Raw genomic sequence first — 20,569 nt, 5'->3', positions numbered from 1 at the left:
GTGCCCGATCGCTGAAGGAACAAAGCTCCATCTTTTTAAGTATTGCTAAGCACTCATAAAACTACACCTAACACACTCACGCATGAAAAAATTAGTATTTACCGGTCTTACAGCCGCAGTATTTCTAGCTTCCTGCCAAAGCACCGCCCCCACTACCTCCGGCGCTACCGACACCAGCATTGCCACCGCGCAGGCTAAAACCGTAGGGGAATCGGCGCAGGAGTTTTTAAATCAGTACTCCACAACCTACCAGGACCTCTATACCAAGTCATCGGAAGCGGAGTGGGCCTCTAACATAAAAATTGTGGAGGGCGACTCGACCAATGCCGTTGCCACCCGCAAAGCCAACGAAGCCCTGGCCGCGTTCACGGGTAGTGCCGGGAACCTGAAGCAGGCACGGGCTTTCCTGGACCAAAAGGCGGAGCTCACTAACCTGCAGGTAAAGCAGCTGGAAGCTGTTCTGTATGCCGGAGCCAATTACCCGCAGATCATACCGGATGTGGTAAAGGCCCGTATCAAGGCCGAAACAGAGCAGACTGAAAAGCTGTATGGCTTCGATTACCGCATCTACGAAAAGTCTGTCAGCACCAATGACATCGACAACACCCTCCGGACGGAGAACAACGTGAAGAAGCGCCTCGATGCCTGGAACGCGAGCAAAGAAGTTGGTCCGGGACTTAAGGAAGGCCTTTTGAACCTGCGTAAACTGCGCAACCAAACGGTGCAGAGCCTTGGGTATGACGACTATTTCACCTACCAGGCATCTGCCTACGACATGACGCGTGAGGAGATGATGGCCTTGATGGAACAGGTGAACCAGGAACTCCGACCGCTCTACCGCGAGCTCCATACCTATGCCCGCTACGAGCTGGCCAAGAAGTTCGGTGTAAAAAAGGTGCCGGATTACCTGCCCGCGCATTGGCTGCCCAACCGTTGGGGCCAAGACTGGAGCGCGATGGTAGATGTGAAAGGCATCGACCTGGATGCTGCGCTGAAGCCCAAAGGCGCCGAGTGGGTGGTGCAGCAGAGCGAGCGTTTTTATACCAGCCTGGGCTTTCCTTCCCTCCCGCAGACCTTTTACACCAAGTCCAGCTTATACCCGTTGCCTGCCAACGCCGGCTACAAGAAGAACAACCACGCATCGGCCTGGCACATGGATCTGGACAAAGACGTGCGCAGCCTGATGAGCGTGGAGCCAAACGCAGAGTGGTATGAAACCTCGCACCATGAGTTAGGACACATCTATTACTACATGACCTATACCAACCCCGACGTGCCGGTACTGCTGCGCGCTGGCGCCAATCGGGCCTACCATGAGGCAATCGGGTCGTTGATGGGCTTGGCAGCCATGCAAAAGCCCTTTCTGGCGGAACTTAACCTGATAGATAAGAATGCTAAGACAGACGAGGTACAGACGCTGCTCAAAGAGGCCCTGAGTTATGTAACGTTTATACCCTTCTCGGCGGGTGTGATGAGCGAGTGGGAACACGACTTCTACGCGAAGAGCCTGCCGGAAGACCAGTTGAACAAGCGCTGGTGGGAACTGGCCAAAAAATACCAAGGCATTGTGCCGCCTACTGAGCGCGGCGAGAATTACCTGGACCCGGCCACTAAAACGCATATCAACGATGATGCGGCACAGTACTATGACTATGCCCTGTCCTACGTTATCCTGTTCCAGTTGCACGACCACATCGCTAAGAACATCCTGCACCAGGACCCGCATGCCACCAACTATTACGGCAACAAAGAGGTGGGCAATTTCCTGCGCGATATCATGTACCCGGGCGCCTCAGCTGACTGGCGCGAGATGCTAAAGGAAACAACTGGCGAAGAGCTAAGCGCACGCGCCATGGTGGCTTATTTTCAACCGCTGATGGATTACTTGAAACAACAAAACAAAGGCAGGAAATACACACTGTAAGTTAAACCTGCTCGGTTTCTCTAAACAAAAAGGCGGCCCGGTTTATTTCCAGGCCACCTTTTATATATTTTTAAATTCTGATGCTAGTCCGACAGTTGCACTGATAACGAGAGTACCGGGTCTATTTCTGAAGCCGATTTGGGTGCCTGTTTATAGGTCGCAAAAAAGCGTTTCATCCGCGCCATGGTGTCTTCCAGCACTTCTACTTCCGGCAGGTACACGATCCGGAAATGATCCGGCTTGTGCCAGTTAAACCCACTTCCCTGCACCACAAACACATGCTCGGCGGCTAATAGGTCTAATACAAACTGCTGGTCGTTATGGATGTCAAATTTCTTGGTGTCAATTTTCGGGAACATATAAAATGCCCCCATCGGCTTCACGCACGACACGCCGGGTATGGAAGTCAGCAAATCGTAGCAGGCTAGGCGTTGTTGCCCCAGTCTGCCTGTCGGCAACACCAGGTCCTGAACCCCAGAGGCGCCTTCTAAAGCCACCTGTATAGCATATTGTGCCGGCACATTGCTGCATACCCGTAGGCTAGCCAGCGTATTCAGGCCATCAATGTAATCTGCTGCCTTGTGCTTTGCGCCGCTAATCAGCATCCAGCCTGCCCGGAACCCGGCAGCCAGGTAGTTCTTCGAGAGGCCGCTCATGGTTACGCACACAGCCGACTCCGTTAACGTGGCAGTGGGTATATGCCCGATACCGTCATACAGTATCTTATCATATATCTCATCCGAAAAGATGAGCAACTCGTGTTCCTCAGCCAATTTCACAATCTGCTGCAATATCTCCCTCGAATAAACAGCCCCTGTGGGGTTGTTCGGGTTGATGATGACGATAGCGCGGGTCCTGGATGTTATCTTGCTTTTGATATCAGCGATATCTGGGTTCCAGTCTGACTCCTCATCGCAAAGGTAGTGTACCGCTTTGCCTCCCGAGAAATTAACGGCTGCCGTCCAGAGCGGGTAATCCGGGGAAGGCACCAGGATCTCGTCCCCGCTGTTCACCAAAGCCTGCACCGATTGCATGATTAACTCACTCAGGCCATTGCCTAAAAAAATATCGTCTACGTTGACACCCTGTATGCCTGCCTGCTCATAATAGGTTTTCACGGCCTCGCGTGCACTCAAAAGCCCCTTGTGGTCAGAGTACCCTTGGGCTATGCTTAGGTTGGCAACTATATGCTGTAGTACCGCCTGCGGCGCATTAAAGCCAAAAGGGGCCGGGTTACCAATATTCAGCTTAGTTACCTCGTGTCCCTTTAATTCCAACTCTTTTGACTTCTCATACACAGGCCCACGCAGTTCATAAGAAACATTGTGGAGCCTCTCGCTTCGCTGTATCATACGCTAATAATTTGCCTAATATAACAATTGCTGTAGTGATAATTATTAAGTTCCTACAGTTACTTTACTCATGTTGCAAAATTGACAAAATAAAATGGCTATACCCAAGCTTTCGGCAACGGATTTACCGTTTACCTCTAAAACTTGCCAGTGCACAACTACCCAGCATGCCAACGGAACGCCTAACTGGCTCTAATTACCTGAGCTCTACAGGCCTATAACAAAAAGGGCTTAGCAATGTGCTAAGCCCTTCGAAATCTATATGTGAAAGTAAACTACTTTACTTTGTCGACAATTGATTTGAATGCTTCCGGATGGTTCATTGCCAGGTCGGCAAGTACTTTACGGTTCAAGTCGATGTTTGCCTTCTTCAGGGCGCCCATCAGCACAGAATAAGACAAACCATGCTCACGTGCACCGGCATTGATACGCTGGATCCACAAGGCTCTGAAGTCTCTCTTCTTTGCTTTTCTGTCGCGGTAGGCATAGCCTAAACCTTTTTCAACTGCGTTTTTCGCAACTGTCCAAACGTTCTTGCGACGGCCAAAGTAACCTTTGGCCATTTTCATTACTTTTTTTCTTCTGTGTCGTGCTGCTACGACATTGACCGATCTAGGCATTTCTTTTGAGTTTTAGCGGCTGGTGATTATAAAAATTAATCTTAAAAAACCAGGCACCGGGTTCGTACTAATAGTTAACCTTAAATAATTAAATGTTCAGCATTGCTTTTACTCTGTCCATGTCAGCAGAGCTAACAAGACCAATGTGAGTAAGGTTACGCTTCTGCTTCGTCGTCTTCTTAGTCAGGATGTGGCTCTTGTAAGCGTGCTTACGCTTGATTTTGCCCGTACCTGTCAAAGAAAAACGCTTCTTTGCACCAGATTTAGTTTTTACTTTTGGCATGGTTATATAATTGATTAAAAAAATTACTTCTTGGCAGGCGGTGCAACCTTCGGCGACAGGATCAGGAACATTCGCTTTCCTTCCAGCTTCGGTAACTGCTCTACTTTAGCAACCTCTTCCAGGGCTTGTGCAAACTTAAGAAGCAAGATCTCGCCTCTTTCCTTAAACACAATGGATCTCCCCACAAAGTGAACATACGACTTCACTTTGAAACCGCTTTCCAGGAAGCCCTTTGCATGCTTCAGCTTAAACTCAAAGTCATGGTCATCCGTGTTAGGGCCGAAACGGATCTCCTTGATGACCACTTTTTGGGCTTTCGCCTTCATTTCACGCGTTTTCTTCTTCTGCTCGTACTTAAACTTCGAGTAGTCGATGATGCGGCATACGGGTGGAGTGGCTGTTGGCGAGATCTCAACCAGGTCAAGATTCTGCTCATTGGCCAATCGCTGCGCGTCTCTGGTCGAGAACACTCCTTGCTCTACATTGTCTCCAACCAACCGGACTTCTCTGGCAGTTATCTTCTCGTTGACTTTGTATGGCTCCTCCACCTTTCCTCGTGGGATGTAGCGCCTATTTTGAGTAGCTATAGTATTACCTCCTTAATTTAGTTATTACAATCAGACTGCGAATATCGCAATTTATATATCAAAAAGAAAATTACTTTCTTTATTTGTTCAGTATCTCAGCCACCTGGCCTTGGAAGAAATCAATGAATTCGTCCACGGTCATGGTGCCGATATCGCCTTCTCCGTGCCTTCTTACCGACACAGAACCGCCCTCCTGCTCCTTCTCTCCTACAATCAACATATAGGATACCTTGCGAACCTCCGCATCACGGATCTTTCTGCCGATCTTCTCATCGCGGTTATCCACGAAGCCCCGGATATCCTCTAGCTGCAGGCGCTCATACACTTCCTGCGCAAAATCCTGGTACTTTTCAGAGATAGGCAGCACAACAAACTGCTCCGGGCTTAACCACAGCGGGAAATTACCGCCGCAATGCTCAATGAGCACGGCCACAAAACGCTCCAGGGAGCCGAAAGGCGCTCGGTGAATCATGACAGGGCGATGCTTCTGGTTATCAGCCCCGATGTACTCGAGCTGGAAACGTTCAGGCAACTGATAATCTACCTGAATAGTTCCGAGCTGCCATTTACGGCCAAGGGCATCCTTCACCATAAAGTCCAGCTTAGGTCCGTAAAACGCAGCTTCCCCAAGTTCGGTTACAGTGCGCAGGCCTTTTTCGGAAGCAGCTTCGATAATGGCTGTCTCGGCTTTTTCCCAGGCTTCGTCGCCACCAATGTACTTTGCCTTGTTCTCCGGGTCGCGCAGGGATATCTGAGCGGTATAGTCCTCAAAGCCCAATGCCTTGAATACATACAGTACCAGGTCAATCACCTTGATGAACTCATCCTTCACCTGGTCCGGGCGACAGAAGATGTGCGCATCGTCCTGGGTAAAGCCACGTACCCGGGTTAAACCGTGCAACTCGCCGCTCTGCTCGTAACGGTATACGGTACCGAACTCCGCAAAACGAACCGGCAGCTCCTTGTAAGAGCGCGGGCGAACTTTATAGATCTCGCAGTGATGCGGGCAGTTCATCGGCTTCAGGAAGAACTCCTCCCCTTCATTCGGCGTCTTAATCGGCTGAAACGAGTCCGCTCCATACTTCTCATAGTGGCCTGAAGTTACATAGAGCTCCTTGCTACCGATGTGCGGCGTAACCACCGGCTGATAGCCAGCACGCATCTGCGCCTTACGCATAAACTGCTCGAGGCGCTCGCGCAGCAAAGTGCCCTTCGGCAACCAGAGCGGCAAGCCCATACCCACTTTCTCGGAGAAGGCGAACAGTTCCATCTCCTTGCCCAGCTTGCGATGATCGCGCTTCTTGGCTTCTTCCAGTCGCTCCAGGTACTCCGTCAGTTCCTTCTGCTTCGGAAACGTAACGCCATAAATACGGGTCAGCTGTTTCCTCGACTCGTCGCCACGCCAGTAGGCGCCTGCAACGTTCATCAGTTTAGCAGCCTTTATAAAGGAAGTATTCGGGATGTGCGGTCCGCGGCAAAGGTCCACGAAATTGCCCTGCTGGTAAAAAGAGATCGTCCCGTCTTCCAGGTCCTTGATCAAATCAAGTTTATACTCATCCCCTTTTTGGGTGAAATACTCGATTGCCTCCTGCTTAGACACTTCACGGCGCTGAAACTCACTCTTGTTACGGGCCAGTTCAAGCATTTTCTGCTCTACTTTCGGAAAGTCATCCTGTGAGAAAGTGCGGTCCCCGAGATCGATGTCATAGTAAAATCCATTCTCCACAGGTGGGCCGATACCGAACTTCACGCCAGGGTATAGTTCTTCCAGCGCTTCGGCCAACAAGTGTGCCGAGGAGTGCCAGAAAGCGTTTTTCCCTAAGTCATCGTTCCAGGTGAGCAGCTGTACATGTGCATCTTGCTGGATAGGACGCGAAAGGTCCCATACCGTATCGTTTACTTTGGCGGCCAGTACGTTACGCGCCAATCCTTCGCTGATGCTTTGCGCAATTTCATAGCTGGAAACGCCTTGCTCGTATTCACGAACAGAGCCATCTGGGAGTGTGATTTTAATCATCATCTAATTGATTATTCTGTCTGTGCCGGCTGCACCGAGGTGCTGTCTGGCATTGGTTTGGCAATTTTATATTTTATTCGGCTGATTGCCTGGTATGCATAGGTATAATTGGGAGCCGCCTCCACCAGCCGCTGATAGGCAGCCAGCGACTTGCCATACTGCCCTATGCGCTCATAAGCGCTCGCCACGGTGCTCAGGTACTTCGGCTGGCTTCTGTACTGTGCCGCCACTTTCTCCAGGTGCTGCAACGCTTCCGCGTTATTGCCTAAGGCATGCTCCTGCAAACCTAACCAGTAATGCGCCCCTACGAGCTCCTCATCCAGCGCAACTGCTTTTTTGAAGGCTAGCTGCGCACTGTCCACCTGCTGGGCAGCTTTTTGTAACAGGCCCTTGTAAAACCACAGCTTGCCGTCTTGAGGGGCCTGCTTTAAGGCACTTTTGATATATGGCCGGGCTTCATCATACTGCTGCTGCATCACAAGCAAACCACCCAGCTCCCGCTGCGACTCCACAAAAGCCGGGGCTTGCTGCAGGGCCAGGCGGTAATTCTTCAGGGCTTTGGCCGTGTCGCCGGAGGCTTCTGCCAGGCGCCCGGTATAATAAAAAGCGAACTCGTCTTTTGGCGCTAGCTCCTGGGCTTTGGCCAGGTATACCCGCGCCTGCTGGTAGTCTTGGCGCTGCAGGTATAGGTCGCCTAACAGCACATACAGGGATGGGCTCACATACGAGTTATTATCGGCCTGCAAAGCTAAGGGCAATGCCTCGTTCGGCTTGCCCATTCTACGCAGCACCTGTGCCTTCACGAAAAGGCTATAAGGCTCGTGCGGATTCAGGGCGATGGCCTTATTCGCATCTTCCAAAGCCAGCTCCATCTCGCCTTTGCGCAGCAGCACCACTGCCCGGCGGGCATACAGGCTGCCATCACGGCCACTTTGTGCAATAGCATCCGTCAGGTTGCTGAGTTGGGCATCCGGGTCATCCTTCACCTGCTGCAGGTTCACCATTTTCTCGCTGCCCCCTTCGTTCAGGTTGCAGGAAGCAAACAGCACCGGCACTGCCAGCAATAACACTCGGAATACTTGCACCATTAACAGTTAAAAATCGTGACGCATGCTTGTCGGCCGCTAAATTAAGATATTTTAACTAAATGCTACCAATTTGCGCCTTTCGCTTTAAAACAAAAGCCTGCCACCAATTAAGGAAGCAGGCTTTTGTAAGGTCTAGACCCTATTAACTTTTGAGTTGCCCTTGCAACATCAACCTGCAACGCCTGCTAAACTCCAGTTCTTCTTTCGTTTCGTATTGCAACGTGACGGCTTTCTCTAATACAGCTTTACATGACTCCGTATCCTTCATCTCAGTGTATACACTAGCCAGTTCGAAGTAATAGCGAATGTTGTTCGGATTATAAGCAATCGCCTTCTCAAGGGCCTCCGCAGCTTTGAGGTTTGTGGCCTCCCCGCATACCCCCCCGAAAAGCATCTTTGAAGCGACTTTTTCTGCCAGGTTCAGGTTTGCCATTTTGAAATACCAGCGGCCCAGCAAATGCCAGGCACCGGCATGCTCTGGATCGTGCGCCAATGCCGCATCGGCAAAGCCTTTCATCTCATTAATATCGATGAGGCGCTGCCGTGGTCCCACCACCATGGCCTCACAGCCAGTGGCCAGGGCCATCACGAAATTAGATTCCGCGTCCAGGGGGTTTAAGGCATAGGCCTGCTGGGCATACTGCTTGGCTTTCACAAAATGGTCTATCTTCGAAGACTCATCGGTGTAACGCTCCCCGATACGGCAGTGCAGGAAACTGGACTTGCAAAGCGCCTCGTAATTTTCCGGGGCCTCGCTCAATACTTTCTCATAGAGTTGCAAAGCCTCACTGTCTTTATACAAGCTTACAAGCTGGCTAGCCTGCTGCATGATCTGGTCATAGCCAGCTACTCCGCCCGAAACCGAGGCAGCAACTGGGGTGGCAATACAAAGCATTGCCGCCATAATCCATACAGTCCAACATCTATTCATAAAGCATTTATTACTTACAAGCTACAGAAACAGAAAGACTTTCGCAATAGGGACCTTACATACGCTTAGAAAAGATCAAATTGCTTTTTCTTTTTGAGCGCCTCTTTTGCAGCCTCCTTGTTCCCTTTCGTCTCTACGGATTCTGCATCCTCAGGTTGGTGACTACTGCTACGCGCTGCTTCGTCCGCTAACTCCTTCAACTCAATGGGTACTGCAATGGGACTGCGCTTGGCCACTGCCTTTTTGGTTTTAGCCTTTTCGTCCTCCGGTTGCTCCACCGCTTCCATCTTCGGTAACGACACATCCAATACCTTGTAATAATTAAGCTTATTGCCGAGTGCCTTCCAGCCTTTCACATCAATAAACTCGTGCAGCAGCAGCTTCTCCATCTCTTTTTCGCTGCGTCGGTCGCGCTTAAAGGAAATCGTCGCCACCGGCTCCGGATGCGAGGAAACTGCTTCCAGTTTGGTGCCCTTCGTTTCCGGAATGAACGGGAATTTCTTGCCCACCGTGGATGTCTCGATCTTAAAGCGCTTCAGGTAGTAATGCTTATTTTCCCCCTCATAGTATAGCACCGACAGCACCAACTCCGGATCGAACTTCTGCAGCAGCTTGATTTTCTCAACGGTATAGTGGTTGCTCAGGTCAAAGGTGGTCTGCTCGTAGGTGCCGTCTTCAAACACCACCAGAATCGTATCATCGGTGTTGAAAGAGCCTAGGTAACGCCCACGGGCCTCCGTGTTCAATCGGCCGATTACCTCATCGTAGTAGATTTCGCGGCCACCCAAGGTAGAATCTCCCAGGCTTTTCTGCACCACTTTCTTGATCGGGTATTTTGAGATAATATTACCGTTCGATCCCTTGCCTTTAATCATCAGCTCGGCAAAGTCATAATCGAAGACCTTGTTACGGGCCGCAGCAGCAGGCGTCAGGGTAACGGTTACCACCTCGGACTCAGAATTCGGGTTGGCGGTGAGGTAATGCACCTTCGAGCCCTTGTTCCCCTTGGTCAGGTCATACTCCTTGTCGCGGGTGATCGATTTAACAGAGAAACGCTTGGCATACGACACCCCGGATTTGCCATCCAGGTAAATCATGTTGTATACCATGTGCTCGTCATTCTTATTGTAAACGCCAGCCATCAGGATGTCTTTCCCCACGAAGGTTTTATCGGCAACTTTGGTCACTGTAAACTTGCCGTCTTTGCGGAACACGATGATGTCGTCCATGTCAGAGCAATCGCACACGAACTCATCCTTCTTCAGGCTCGTGCCAATGAAGCCGTCTTTGGCATTCATGTAAAGCTTCTGGTTGGCGATGGCAACATTCTGAGCGTTAATCACATCGAATGTTTTTATCTGCGTGCGACGCTCTTTGCCCTGCCCGTATTTCTTCAACAACCCTTCGAAGTAAGCGATGGCATAGCGGATCAGGTTCGCCAGGTTATCATCCACCTCGGCCATCTCCTCCTCCAGCTTCCGGATATACTCATCGGCCTTGAAAGCATCGAATTTAGAGATCCGTTTGATCTTAATCTCGGTCAGGCGCACGATATCATCCTCGGTCACTTCTCGGCGAAGCAGAGGCTTGTAAGGGTCTAAGCCTGTATCAATGGCATTCAGCACCGCTTCCCACGTCTCACACTCTTCTATGTCGCGGTAGATGCGGTTTTCGATGAAGATTTTCTCTAGGGAAGAGTGGTGCCATTTATCCTCCAGTTCGCCTTTACGGATTTCCAACTCCCGCTTCAACAGGTCCACTGTTTTGAAGGTAGAGATGCGCAGCAGCTCATCCACAGAAAGGAAGTGCGGCTTGTCATCAATAATCACGCAGGTGTTAGGCGAAATGGACACCTCACAGTCCGTGAAGGCGTAAAGCGCATCTATGGTCAGGTCCGGCGACACGCCCGGCGGCAGCTGCACATGCACCTCTACATTGGCCGCCGTGTTGTCCACCACCTTCTTGATCTTGATCTTGTTGTTCTCGCTCGCCTTTACGATAGAGTCCATCAAGGCGGTCGTGGTTATACCGTAAGGCACATCACGGATAATGAGCAGAGTCTTATCCACTTTCTCGATGGTCGCACGCACACGTATTTTTCCGCCCCGCATACCGCGGTTGTAGTTGGTGGCATCTACCTGACCACCGTTAGGGAAGTCTGGCAGCAGTTGCGTGGTGCGGCCTTTCAGCACGTCTATCGAACCTTTAACCAGTTCCCGGAAGTTATGCGGCATTATCTTCGTGGACAAACCCACGGCTATACCCTCCACGCCCTGCGCAAGCAGCAGCGGGAACTTCACAGGCAGCGTCACCGGCTCCTTTTTACGACCGTCGTAGCTCAGCTGCCATATGGTCGTCTGCGGATTGAACACCACATCCAGCGCAAATTTAGAAAGGCGCGCCTCGATATAGCGAGGTGCTGCTGCGCTGTCGCCGGTGCGCACGTCGCCCCAGTTACCCTGGGTTTCGATAAGCAAATCCTTCTGCCCCAGATTCACCATGGCATCGCCGATGGAAGCATCGCCGTGCGGGTGGTACTGCATGGTCTGACCGATCACGTTCGCCACCTTGTTAAAGCGGCCATCGTCCATTTCCTTCATGGCATGCAGGATGCGGCGCTGCACCGGCTTCAAGCCATCTTCGATGGCAGGCACGGCACGCTCCAGAATCACATATGACGCATAGTCAAGGAACCAGCCTTCGTAAAGTCCGGAAACGGGTGTCACGTTATGGATAACTTCTTCCTCGCCATCCGTAAACTGCACCTCCAATTCCTCTTCCTCGTGGTGTAATTCTTCGTTTAAATCGTCGTTAAGCATATACTTCCTCTACTATGTCTTTTTCGATCTTCAAATTCTCGATAATGAACTGCTGGCGCTCTGGAGTGTTTTTGCCCATGTAGTAGCTCAGTATCTTCTGGATAGTGGTATCCTTCTGCAGGATCACCGGCTTCAGCTTAATATTATCTCCGATAAACTTACCGAACTCGTCCGGCGATATCTCTCCTAGTCCCTTGAAGCGGGTGATCTCCGGTTTTTTCCCCAGTTTGTTGATGGCTTCCTGCTTCTCGGTCTCGTTGTAGCAGTAAATGGTTTCCTTCTTGTTGCGCACCCGGAAGAGCGGCGTTTCCAGGATGTACACGTGGCCGTTGCGCACCAGGTCGGGGAAAAACTGCAGGAAGAACGTGAGCAGCAGCAAACGGATGTGCATCCCGTCTACGTCGGCGTCCGTCGCGATCACCACGCGGTTGTAGCGCAGGCCATCCAGGCCTTCCTCAATGTTCAGGGCATGTTGCAGCAGGTTAAACTCCTCGTTCTCGTAGACCACCTTCTTCTTGAGGCCAAAGCAGTTCAAGGGCTTGCCTCTTAGACTGAACACAGCCTCTGTGTCCACGTTACGCGACTTGGTGATGGACCCACTCGCGGAGTCACCCTCGGTAATGAACAGGGTTGAAAGAAGTGACTTCTCGTGCTTGTCCTCGTTAAAGTGCATGCGGCAGTCGCGCAGTTTGCGGTTGTGCAGGTTGGCTTTCTTGGCGCGCTGGTTGGCGAGCTTCTTTACCCCGGCCATGTCCTTTCGCTCACGCTCACTCTGCTCAATACGCTTTTTCAGCGCCTCAGCGGTAACAGCGTTCTTGTGCAGGTAGTTATCCAGGTGCTCGCGCACAAAGTCGTTTATAAAGGCACGCACGGCCGGCCCGTCAGGCCCCATGTCTATAGAGCCCAGCTTGGTTTTGGTCTGCGACTCAAAAACAGGTTCCTGCACACGTAGCGAGATGGCCCCGATAATAGAGCCGCGGATATCCGCCGCGTCGTAATCTTTCTTGAAGAAGTCGCGCACCGTTTTTACCACGGCCTCGCGGAAGGCTGCCAGGTGTGTACCGCCCATGGTGGTATACTGGCCATTCACAAACGAATAGTACTCCTCGCCATAGTCGTTGCCATGCGACAAGGCAATTTCAATATCATCCCCTTTCAGGTGTATGATCGGGTAGCGCAGGCTTTCTTCATCGGCCTTGTTGCGGAGCAGGTCGAGCAGGCCGTTCTCCGAGTAGTACTTCTTGCCGTTGAAGTTAATGGTAAGCCCCGCATTGAGGTATACATAGTTCCAGATCTGGTTTTCCAGGTAGTCCGGGTTGAACTGGTAGTTCTTGAAGATCGTGTCGTCGGGCGTGAACACGGTCAGGGTACCGTTGCGCTGCGACGACTCCTGCAGGTCCAGGTCTTCCGTCAGTACGCCCCTTTCAAATTCAGCGGCCTTCATCTTGCCATCGCGCACCGACTGGATCCTGAAGTGGCTGGACAATGCGTTCACAGCCTTGGTACCCACCCCGTTCAAGCCAACAGATTTCTGGAACGCCTTGCTGTCGTACTTACCCCCGGTGTTGATTTTGCTTACACAGTCGATCACTTTGCCCAGCGGAATGCCGCGGCCATAGTCACGTACCTGTACCTTGTGGTCAGAAATTTTAATCTCGATGGTCTTGCCATACCCCATCACGTGCTCGTCAATGGAGTTATCGACTACCTCCTTTACCAGAATATATATACCGTCATCGGCCGAGGAGCCGTCTCCCAGCTTACCGATATACATACCAGGGCGCAGCCTGATGTGCTCGCGGGGCTCTAACGAACGGATACTGTCCTCGTTGTAATTATGCTCTAACTCTGCCATTCTTTAAGCGTAAGTGTAGTTGTTGTGATATAATCAATCGGAAATATAGAAAATAATAAGTGACAAGTCACCATATTAAGTTCAGGTTCACCTGGCCAGACAAAGACACCCAGGCTATATACTAAAACCGTTAGCCAAAAATAAGAAGATAGTACGTGCTATGCAAGTTCAACCACAGCAGCACCTCAGAAGTTCATCTAAAGCGAGATAAAACAGATAAATTAAAAGCTAAATATTTTAGCATATAAAAGTCTCTATTTTTATATACTTTAGCACCGCTGATCGCAAAGGTTTATGCATAAAAAGCAGCCGGTATAAGCCGGAATTAAACACTCATCAATGGAAATAAAATTACCCGCTTACTTTAAGGTTGTCATCCTGCTGCTTGGCGTTGTGCTGATGGTATGGTTTCTGCAGCTCTTTAAGTCTATCCTGGTCCCGCTGGGTTTCTCGCTATTGTTTGCCCTGCTGCTCCTTCCGCTCAACCGGGATCTGGAAAAAGTAAAAGTCCCGCGACCGCTGGCTATCCTCTTCAGTATTGTGCTGGTTATGGCAGTGCTGGCGCTCATTATCTGGTTCCTTTCCGCGCAGTTGATCGGTCTTACCTCTGAACTCGAAACCATTAGCGGGAACATCACCAACCTGATCGAGAAAGTGCAGGGCTTTCTGTTTGATAAATTCGGCATTCAGCCAACGAATAAATCAGACATCATCAACAACCTTATTGCCAACCTGCAATCGTTGTCTGCAAACTTTGTAGGCAGCACGATCTCGCTCACCACGGGGTTGCTGGCCGCGCTCACGATTGTGCCCATCTATGTCTTCTGCCTGCTCTATTACCGCGACCACCTGGAGGACTTTCTTTTTAAGCTCGTGCCTAGAGACCGCCGGGGTGGTACCATTCATACCCTCACCAACATCCAGCAAGTGGTGCAGAATTACATCTCCGGGCTAATGATCGTGATCGTGATCGTGTCGCTGCTGAACTCTGCCGGGCTGATGTTACTGGGGGTAAAATATGCGTTGTTCTTTGGTGTTTTCGCCTCCATCCTGACAATTATCCCTTATATCGGCATCCTGATCGGGTCACTGTTACCGGCCCTCATTACGCTGGCCACCACAGGCCACCTGATCGATGCTGTGCTGGTAATTGGCGTGTTTGTGATTGTGCAGTTTCTGGAGGGTAATTTCATTACACCCTTCATCATCGGTTCTAAGGTCAGTATCAACCCCTTTGCCGCTATCCTCGCCCTATTGATTGGCGGTGAGATCTGGGGAGCAGCAGGCATGATCATGGCCCTGCCCATGGTGGCCATGCTGAAAGTGCTCTTCGACGCTTACCCCCCATTAGCACCCATTGGCTTCCTGCTGGCTGATATCGACGATGTGAAGCCAAAGAGGCGGAAAGGGCGCATCAAAGGATTTTTCTCTGAAATCATCAATGGGCTTGGCCGTGGCAAGAAAAGCGGAGAGTAATACTATACAATTTAGGAAAAGCAGTTGCATCAAGGTACAAATTGAAACGTAATGCTAAAAAAATTGGTTTACTTAAAAGCCTTCGGCAATGCTTTTGCGAAGCGTTTCACCATAGCCTAAAATACCCAGCAACTTGTACGCTATCATAGACATTGAGACCACTGGCGGGCAGCCAGCGCAGGATAAGATCACCGAGATTGCCATCTTCATACATGACGGGCAGAAAGTTGTTGACCAATACAACACCCTGATCAATCCGCAACGCCCCATCCCCTATTTCATATCGCAACTGACCGGCATCACGGACGAGATGGTGCAGGACGCGCCAAAGTTCTACGAGGTGGCCAAAGAGATTGTGGAGTTTACGGAGGGCAAGGTCTTTGTGGCCCATAATGTTCGCTTTGACTACTCCTTCATCAAAAAGGAGTTTGCTGACCTGGGCTTTACCTTCCAACGCAAGACCCTTTGCACGGTGCGCCTGAGTCGCTCATTGATCCCGGGCTTACCGTCTTACAGTTTAGGCAAACTCTGCAAGAGCATCGACATTGAGTTGAAGCAGCGCCACCGCGCCATTGGCGATGCCAAGGCAACAGCTGTGCTGTTCGACAAACTGCTGAAGATTAACAAACCCGTGGTGGATGGCAACATGAACATGGCTTCTGACAACACCACCCAGGTACTGAAGGAGGAGATCAAAACCTCGTTGCTGCCTCCCCGGATACAGAAAGACCAGGTGGATGCGCTGCCGATGGTGCCAGGGGTATACTACTTCTACAACGAGGCAGGCGAAGTGATTTATGTTGGCAAAAGCATCAATATCAAAAAGCGCATCATCCAGCATTTCAACATCGACTATAAAAGCCGGAAGTCGCTGGACTTCAAGAACAGCATTGCCGATATTACTTACGAGTTGATGGGCAATGAACTGGTGGCCCTGCTGTTTGAGTCGGCGGAGATCAAGCGGATGAAGCCACAGTATAACCGGCAGCAACGCCGCTCGGTGTTTAACACAGGCATTTATGTGTATGAGGACACCAATGGGTATAAGCGCCTGACCTTTGGCAGCGTGAATAAAGCCGATAATGTGAACATGACGCCCATCATTGCCCTCTCTAACCAGTTCAAGGCAAAGGGGTTCCTATACCACAAAGTGGGCAAATTCAATCTCTGCCAAAAGCTCTGCGACCTTTACAAAACCACTGGCGCCTGTTTCGATTACCAGGTGCACCAATGCAAGGGCGCGTGCATTGGGCATGAAAGCCCGGCCGAGTATAACAAGCGGGTGGAAGAAGCCATCGAATCATTTACGTTCGAGCATAACAGTTTCGTGATTGTAGGGAAAGGTCGTGAGCCCGGCGAGAAAACAGTGGTGGTGATTGAGCACGGCACTTACCTGGGCTTTGGGTTTGTTGACGAAACCTTCTACGCCACCTCCTTCGAAGACTTCAAAGGCGCTATCAAACGGTATAACGACAACAAGGACGTGCAACAGATCATCCGCGGGCATATGCGCGGCAAGCACAAAGACAAGATTATTGTGTTCGATTAATAGACCTTGAGCGGCGACACATTAGCCCCTTTTTGGGATTTTCGTGCTATCTTAGGTCATCATACCCAATTTTGTCCTGACCAAACTTACCACCAGCACTTGTGATACGCCTCGAAAACGCCACCAAGCAGTATAATTCCCAAATCGCGGTAAGCGGGGTGTCATTGGAAGTGCTGGAAGGGGAAACGCTGGTGTTGCTCGGGACGAGTGGCTGCGGCAAAACTACCACCCTCAAGCTGATCAACCGCCTGGAGGAACTGACAGCGGGTACCATAAAACTGGCTGGCACAGACATTCAGCAGCTGAAACCGGAAACGCTGCGTCGCCAGGTCGGGTATGTGATACAGGGGGCCGGACTTTTCCCGCACTATACGATACAAGAAAATATTGCCGTTGTGCCGCGCCTGCTCCACTGGGACAAGCAAAGAACAACTGCCCGCACCCGCGATGTGCTGGAACTCGTGGGCATGCCTCCGGAACAATTCCTGAATAAGTACCCCAACGAAATAAGCGGCGGCCAACAGCAACGTGTAGGCCTTGCCCGCGCGCTGGTGGCAGACCCGCCCGTGATACTGATGGATGAGCCCTTCGGGGCACTTGACCCTATTACCCGCGCGAGCATCCGCAAAGAATTCAAGAGCCTGGAGGCGCTGCTTCGGAAAACCGCGGTGCTGGTGACGCATGATGTGCAGGAGGCCTTTGAATTGGGCGACCGGATATGCCTGATGGACCAGGGCACTGTGCAGCAAATAGGCACACCGGAGGAGCTGGTGTTCCGGCCTGCTAACGCATTCGTGCGGCAGTTCCTGCAGGAGCACCTTCTCCAGTTGCAGCTGCAGGTCCTTTCCCTCGAGCAGTTATACCCCTTTCTGCCTGCTGAAGCGGCAAGCCAAGCCAAATCCATAACGATCTCCCCTCGTGCCAGTGCACTGGAGGCAGCAAAGCATTTGATGGCCAACCAACAGGATACGCTTACAGTAACAGATGCCTCTGGCAGCCATAGCACAACGGCCGATTTCACCCGACTGATGGCAGCCGTCGCCCAATATCAAGCTAAGTATACCTCCTGATGCCTGTGCTGCGAGAATTCTGGGATTTCATCCTGCTGCAAAGCGATAAGCTGCTCGAGCAAACGCTGGAGCACATCGGGCTTACCTTCGTTTCCCTGGGGCTGGCGATTCTGATCGGCCTCCCGCTCGGCCTCCTGATCACGCGTTACCAGAAAGGCGCTGGTGCCGTGCTCGGCGTGGCGGGCATCCTGCAGACTATTCCCAGCATTGCGCTGCTTGGCTTCCTGATTCCGGTCCTGGGCATTGGGGCCGGCCCAGCCATTTTTGCCCTGTTCCTGTATTCCCTGCTACCCATTGTGCGCAATGCCTTTACAGGCGTGATGCAGGTAGACGCTACCGTGAAAGAAGCCGCCAGGGGTATGGGCATGACGGATTGGCAACTGCTGACGCGCGTAGAGTTGCCCCTGGCACTGCCGGTGCTGTTTGCCGGTATCCGGACGGCCGCGGTCCTGAACGTAGGCGTGGCCACCCTAGCGGCTTACATTGCAGCAGGCGGTTTGGGCGAGTTCATCTTCGGGGGAATTGCGCTTAATAACACGGCCATGATACTGGCAGGGGCCATACCGGCTGCCTTGCTGGCAGTGCTGCTTGACTTTGTGCTGGGTCGCCTGCAAAAACTGCGCTTGCCCATGCTGCGTCCGGCAGCGTTATTATTGTTTTTGTGCCTGCCTGTGTTGGCCTCTTTTTACCTGTTGCAAGCAACAAGCCGCTTTCAGGCCGGCCTCAGCCCTGAGTTTGCAGGACGAGCAGACGGGTACCCGGGCCTCCGAAAAACCTATGAACTGGATTTACAAACTGTTGTCATGGCGCCTGCCCTGGTATACAAAGCGGTGTATGAGGGCGAAGTGGATGTGGTGGACGGCTATTCAACGGACGGTAAGATCAAAACCTATAACCTGCGCGTACTGGAGGATGATCAACATTCCTTTCCGCCTTATGACGCAGCATTCCTGGTGCGTGAACAGGTACTGGCTCAACACCCAGCGTTAGCAGAGGTGCTTGATTTGCTGAGCGGTGCCATAAACGACTCCACCATGACTGCCCTTAACTACCAGGTCGACTTTGGCAAAGAGAGTCCCGAACAGGTGGCCCGGCAATTTTTGAAGCAGAAAGAGATCTGGCGAAGCTCCCGTCACGGAAATGGAGCTATTATCCGGCTGGGCTCTAAGATATTTACCGAACAGTATATACTAGCTGAGATGCTGGCCCAATTGATTAGGGGATATACCGACCTGCAGGTAACGGCGCAAACCGGGTTGGGCGGCACAAAGATCTGCTTTGACGCACTGGCTGAAAACGAAATCGACATCTACCCTGAGTATACCGGCACGGGCTTGCAGGTAATTTTAAATTCCCCGCCCGACATCGTAGACTCCCTAGGCCAAGACAATCAAAAGGTGTATCGCTATGTGTCGGAGCAATTTCAAACGAAATATGGTATCCGGTGGATGCCGCCGCTTGGGTTTAACAATACTTATGCCCTGATGATGCGGAGTGAGCAGGCGGCCGCCTTGGGCATACGCAGTATTTCAGACCTCAAGCGGTACCTGGAGCAGCCTTAGCTTTAAGCCACGAGAAAACATCATGCTTTGATGCAATACCAAAAAGGCGGTTATCTCATACTTTTTTTAAGCATCTGCTAAAAATTTAATCCGGTTGCCCGCATATTGGCAATAAATGTACTTTATAGCCTCATTCCCTCCAGAGCCGCTTTATTTACGCCCCTGAAACCCTTCTAGGTATACAACCTGTATGGATGCCTCGAATATATATAGAAGGCATATTTTCTTAATTCTAATCAATATAGTAAATTTACTCATCAGTGTACTGCCCCTTTGCCGCAGATGGCTGTAGAAGAACATAATTAGTCATAAACTTAATTAATAAACTGTGAGCGAAACTAAATCAAGATTCAGAGCTGGCGTATTGCACGGTGATGAAGTAACAGAGCTTTTCAAATATGCCAACGAGAACAACTTCGCCCTTCCGGCGGTGAACGTGATTGGCACAAACTCCATAAACGCAGTGCTTGAGACTGCCAGAGAAGTAAACTCTCCTGTTATCATCCAGTTCTCGCACAGTGGTGCGCAGTTCTACGCAGGCAAAGGCCTGGCAAACGACTTGCAGAAGGCTGCTATTGCAGGTGCAGTAGCCGGTGCGCAGCACGTACACATTATGGCCGAGGCTTACGGGGTGCCTGTTGTACTTCACACAGACCACGCTGCCAAAAAGCTTTTACCTTGGATCGACGGATTGCTGGAGGCAGGTGAGAAGTTTTACGCGGAGCACGGCAAGCCCTTGTTCAGCTCGCACATGCTGGACTTGTCTGAGGAAGACATCAAAGAAAACATCGAGACCTGCGCCGATTACCTGAAGCGCATGGACAAGATGGGTATGACTGTTGAAATTGAGCTGGGCGTGACTGGCGGTGAGGAAGACGGCGTTGACAACTCTGATGTTGACAGCGCGCGCCTGTATACGCAGCCTGAAGAAGTAGCCTATGCTTATGATGTACTCAACAAGATCAGCCACCACTTCACCATCGCAGCCGCCTTCGGAAACGTGCACGGCGTCTACAAGCCAGGGAACGTAGAGTTGCGCCCCGAGATATTGAAGAACTCTCAGGAGTTTATCCAGGAGAAATTCGGTACGGGTCCTAATCCGGTGCACTTCGTATTCCACGGCGGTTCTGGCTCTGAGAAAGAGAAAATCACGGAGGCAATCGAATATGGTGCTATCAAAATGAACATCGACACCGACATGCAGTGGGCCTTTTTGGAAGGTATCCGCAACTACATGAACGACAAGAAAGACTACCTGAAGGCGCAGATCGGCAACCCGGATGGCGACGATGTGCCGAACAAGAAGCACTATGACCCACGTGTGTGGTTGCGCGAAGGTGAGAAAACGTTCATCACCCGTTTGAAGGAAGCCTTCTCGGACCTGAACGCGATCAACCGTAACGCATAATTTAACCAGTAAGCACAAAAGCAAAAGG

General features: G+C 51.2%; 15 protein-coding genes. 6 read left to right on the top strand and 9 right to left on the bottom strand.

The window, feature by feature from the left end; genetic code table 11:
• Positions 1 to 82: 82 nt before the first annotated feature.
• Entirely contained in the window at positions 83 to 1,924 is a 1,842-nt protein-coding gene (locus ACXYMU_RS14645; protein ID WP_458987156.1) for a M2 family metallopeptidase, read from the top strand.
• Between the two features lie 83 nt (positions 1,925 to 2,007).
• Here the strand turns inward: ACXYMU_RS14645 and ACXYMU_RS14640 are convergent, their stop codons facing one another.
• From ACXYMU_RS14640 to ACXYMU_RS14600, 9 genes are all read right to left on the bottom strand, one after another.
• Positions 2,008 to 3,276 (bottom strand): pyridoxal phosphate-dependent aminotransferase, encoded by a 1,269-nt coding sequence (locus tag ACXYMU_RS14640; protein WP_458987155.1) that lies wholly within the window; start codon positions 3,274 to 3,276, stop codon positions 2,008 to 2,010.
• A 275-nt stretch (positions 3,277 to 3,551) separates the two neighbouring features.
• Positions 3,552 to 3,896: a 50S ribosomal protein L20 gene (gene rplT / locus ACXYMU_RS14635; protein ID WP_458987154.1), complete on the bottom strand. Its 345-nt coding sequence runs from the start codon at positions 3,894 to 3,896 to the stop codon at positions 3,552 to 3,554.
• An 88-nt stretch (positions 3,897 to 3,984) separates the two neighbouring features.
• The gene (gene rpmI / locus ACXYMU_RS14630) at positions 3,985 to 4,179 is read right to left on the bottom strand and encodes a 50S ribosomal protein L35 (protein ID WP_458987153.1); all 195 of its coding nucleotides are present in this window, start codon (positions 4,177 to 4,179) and stop codon (positions 3,985 to 3,987) included.
• Between the two features lie 23 nt (positions 4,180 to 4,202).
• Positions 4,203 to 4,727, bottom strand: coding sequence for a translation initiation factor IF-3 (gene infC / locus ACXYMU_RS14625; RefSeq protein ID WP_458987152.1), 525 nt, complete (start codon positions 4,725 to 4,727; stop codon positions 4,203 to 4,205).
• Positions 4,728 to 4,845: 118 nt separating this feature from the next.
• Positions 4,846 to 6,783 carry a threonine--tRNA ligase gene (gene thrS / locus ACXYMU_RS14620; RefSeq protein ID WP_458987275.1) on the bottom strand — a complete coding sequence of 646 codons (1,938 nt, stop codon included), beginning with the start codon at positions 6,781 to 6,783 and terminating at the stop codon, positions 4,846 to 4,848.
• 11 nt (positions 6,784 to 6,794) lie between these two features.
• Positions 6,795 to 7,871 (bottom strand): tetratricopeptide repeat protein, encoded by a 1,077-nt coding sequence (locus tag ACXYMU_RS14615; protein WP_458987151.1) that lies wholly within the window; start codon positions 7,869 to 7,871, stop codon positions 6,795 to 6,797.
• Between the two features lie 142 nt (positions 7,872 to 8,013).
• Entirely contained in the window at positions 8,014 to 8,802 is a 789-nt protein-coding gene (locus ACXYMU_RS14610) for a tetratricopeptide repeat protein (RefSeq protein ID WP_458987150.1), read from the bottom strand.
• Between the two features lie 65 nt (positions 8,803 to 8,867).
• On the bottom strand, positions 8,868 to 11,621 hold the full coding sequence (locus ACXYMU_RS14605; RefSeq protein ID WP_458987149.1) for a DNA gyrase/topoisomerase IV subunit A: 2,754 nt from the start codon (positions 11,619 to 11,621) through the stop codon (positions 8,868 to 8,870).
• Entirely contained in the window at positions 11,614 to 13,476 is a 1,863-nt protein-coding gene (locus ACXYMU_RS14600) for a DNA topoisomerase IV subunit B (protein WP_458987148.1), read from the bottom strand. The genes ACXYMU_RS14605 and ACXYMU_RS14600 overlap by 8 nt, the downstream gene beginning before the upstream one ends.
• 339 nt (positions 13,477 to 13,815) lie before the next feature.
• On the opposite strand from ACXYMU_RS14600, the gene ACXYMU_RS14595 reads away from it, so the two are divergent.
• The 5 genes from ACXYMU_RS14595 (at position 13,816) to fbaA (ending at position 20,541) form a co-directional block, all read left to right on the top strand.
• Complete coding sequence (locus ACXYMU_RS14595; RefSeq protein WP_458987147.1) at positions 13,816 to 14,952, top strand: AI-2E family transporter; 1,137 nt, start codon at positions 13,816 to 13,818, stop codon at positions 14,950 to 14,952.
• A gap of 133 nt (positions 14,953 to 15,085) precedes the next feature.
• Complete coding sequence (locus ACXYMU_RS14590) at positions 15,086 to 16,501, top strand: exonuclease domain-containing protein (protein ID WP_458987146.1); 1,416 nt, start codon at positions 15,086 to 15,088, stop codon at positions 16,499 to 16,501.
• A gap of 101 nt (positions 16,502 to 16,602) precedes the next feature.
• Positions 16,603 to 17,571 (top strand): ABC transporter ATP-binding protein, encoded by a 969-nt coding sequence (locus tag ACXYMU_RS14585; RefSeq protein WP_458987145.1) that lies wholly within the window; start codon positions 16,603 to 16,605, stop codon positions 17,569 to 17,571.
• Positions 17,571 to 19,133: an ABC transporter permease/substrate-binding protein gene (locus ACXYMU_RS14580; protein WP_458987144.1), complete on the top strand. Its 1,563-nt coding sequence runs from the start codon at positions 17,571 to 17,573 to the stop codon at positions 19,131 to 19,133. Before ACXYMU_RS14585 ends, ACXYMU_RS14580 begins: the two co-directional genes overlap by 1 nt.
• Before the next feature lie 328 nt (positions 19,134 to 19,461).
• Positions 19,462 to 20,541: a class II fructose-bisphosphate aldolase gene (fbaA, locus tag ACXYMU_RS14575; protein ID WP_458987143.1), complete on the top strand. Its 1,080-nt coding sequence runs from the start codon at positions 19,462 to 19,464 to the stop codon at positions 20,539 to 20,541.
• Positions 20,542 to 20,569: the final 28 nt, after the last annotated feature.

The sequence above is a fragment of the Pontibacter sp. CAU 1760 genome (genome assembly GCF_054482735.1).
Note: the sequence above shows the minus strand (reverse complement) of the source record. Positions and strands in the feature narration are given on the sequence as shown.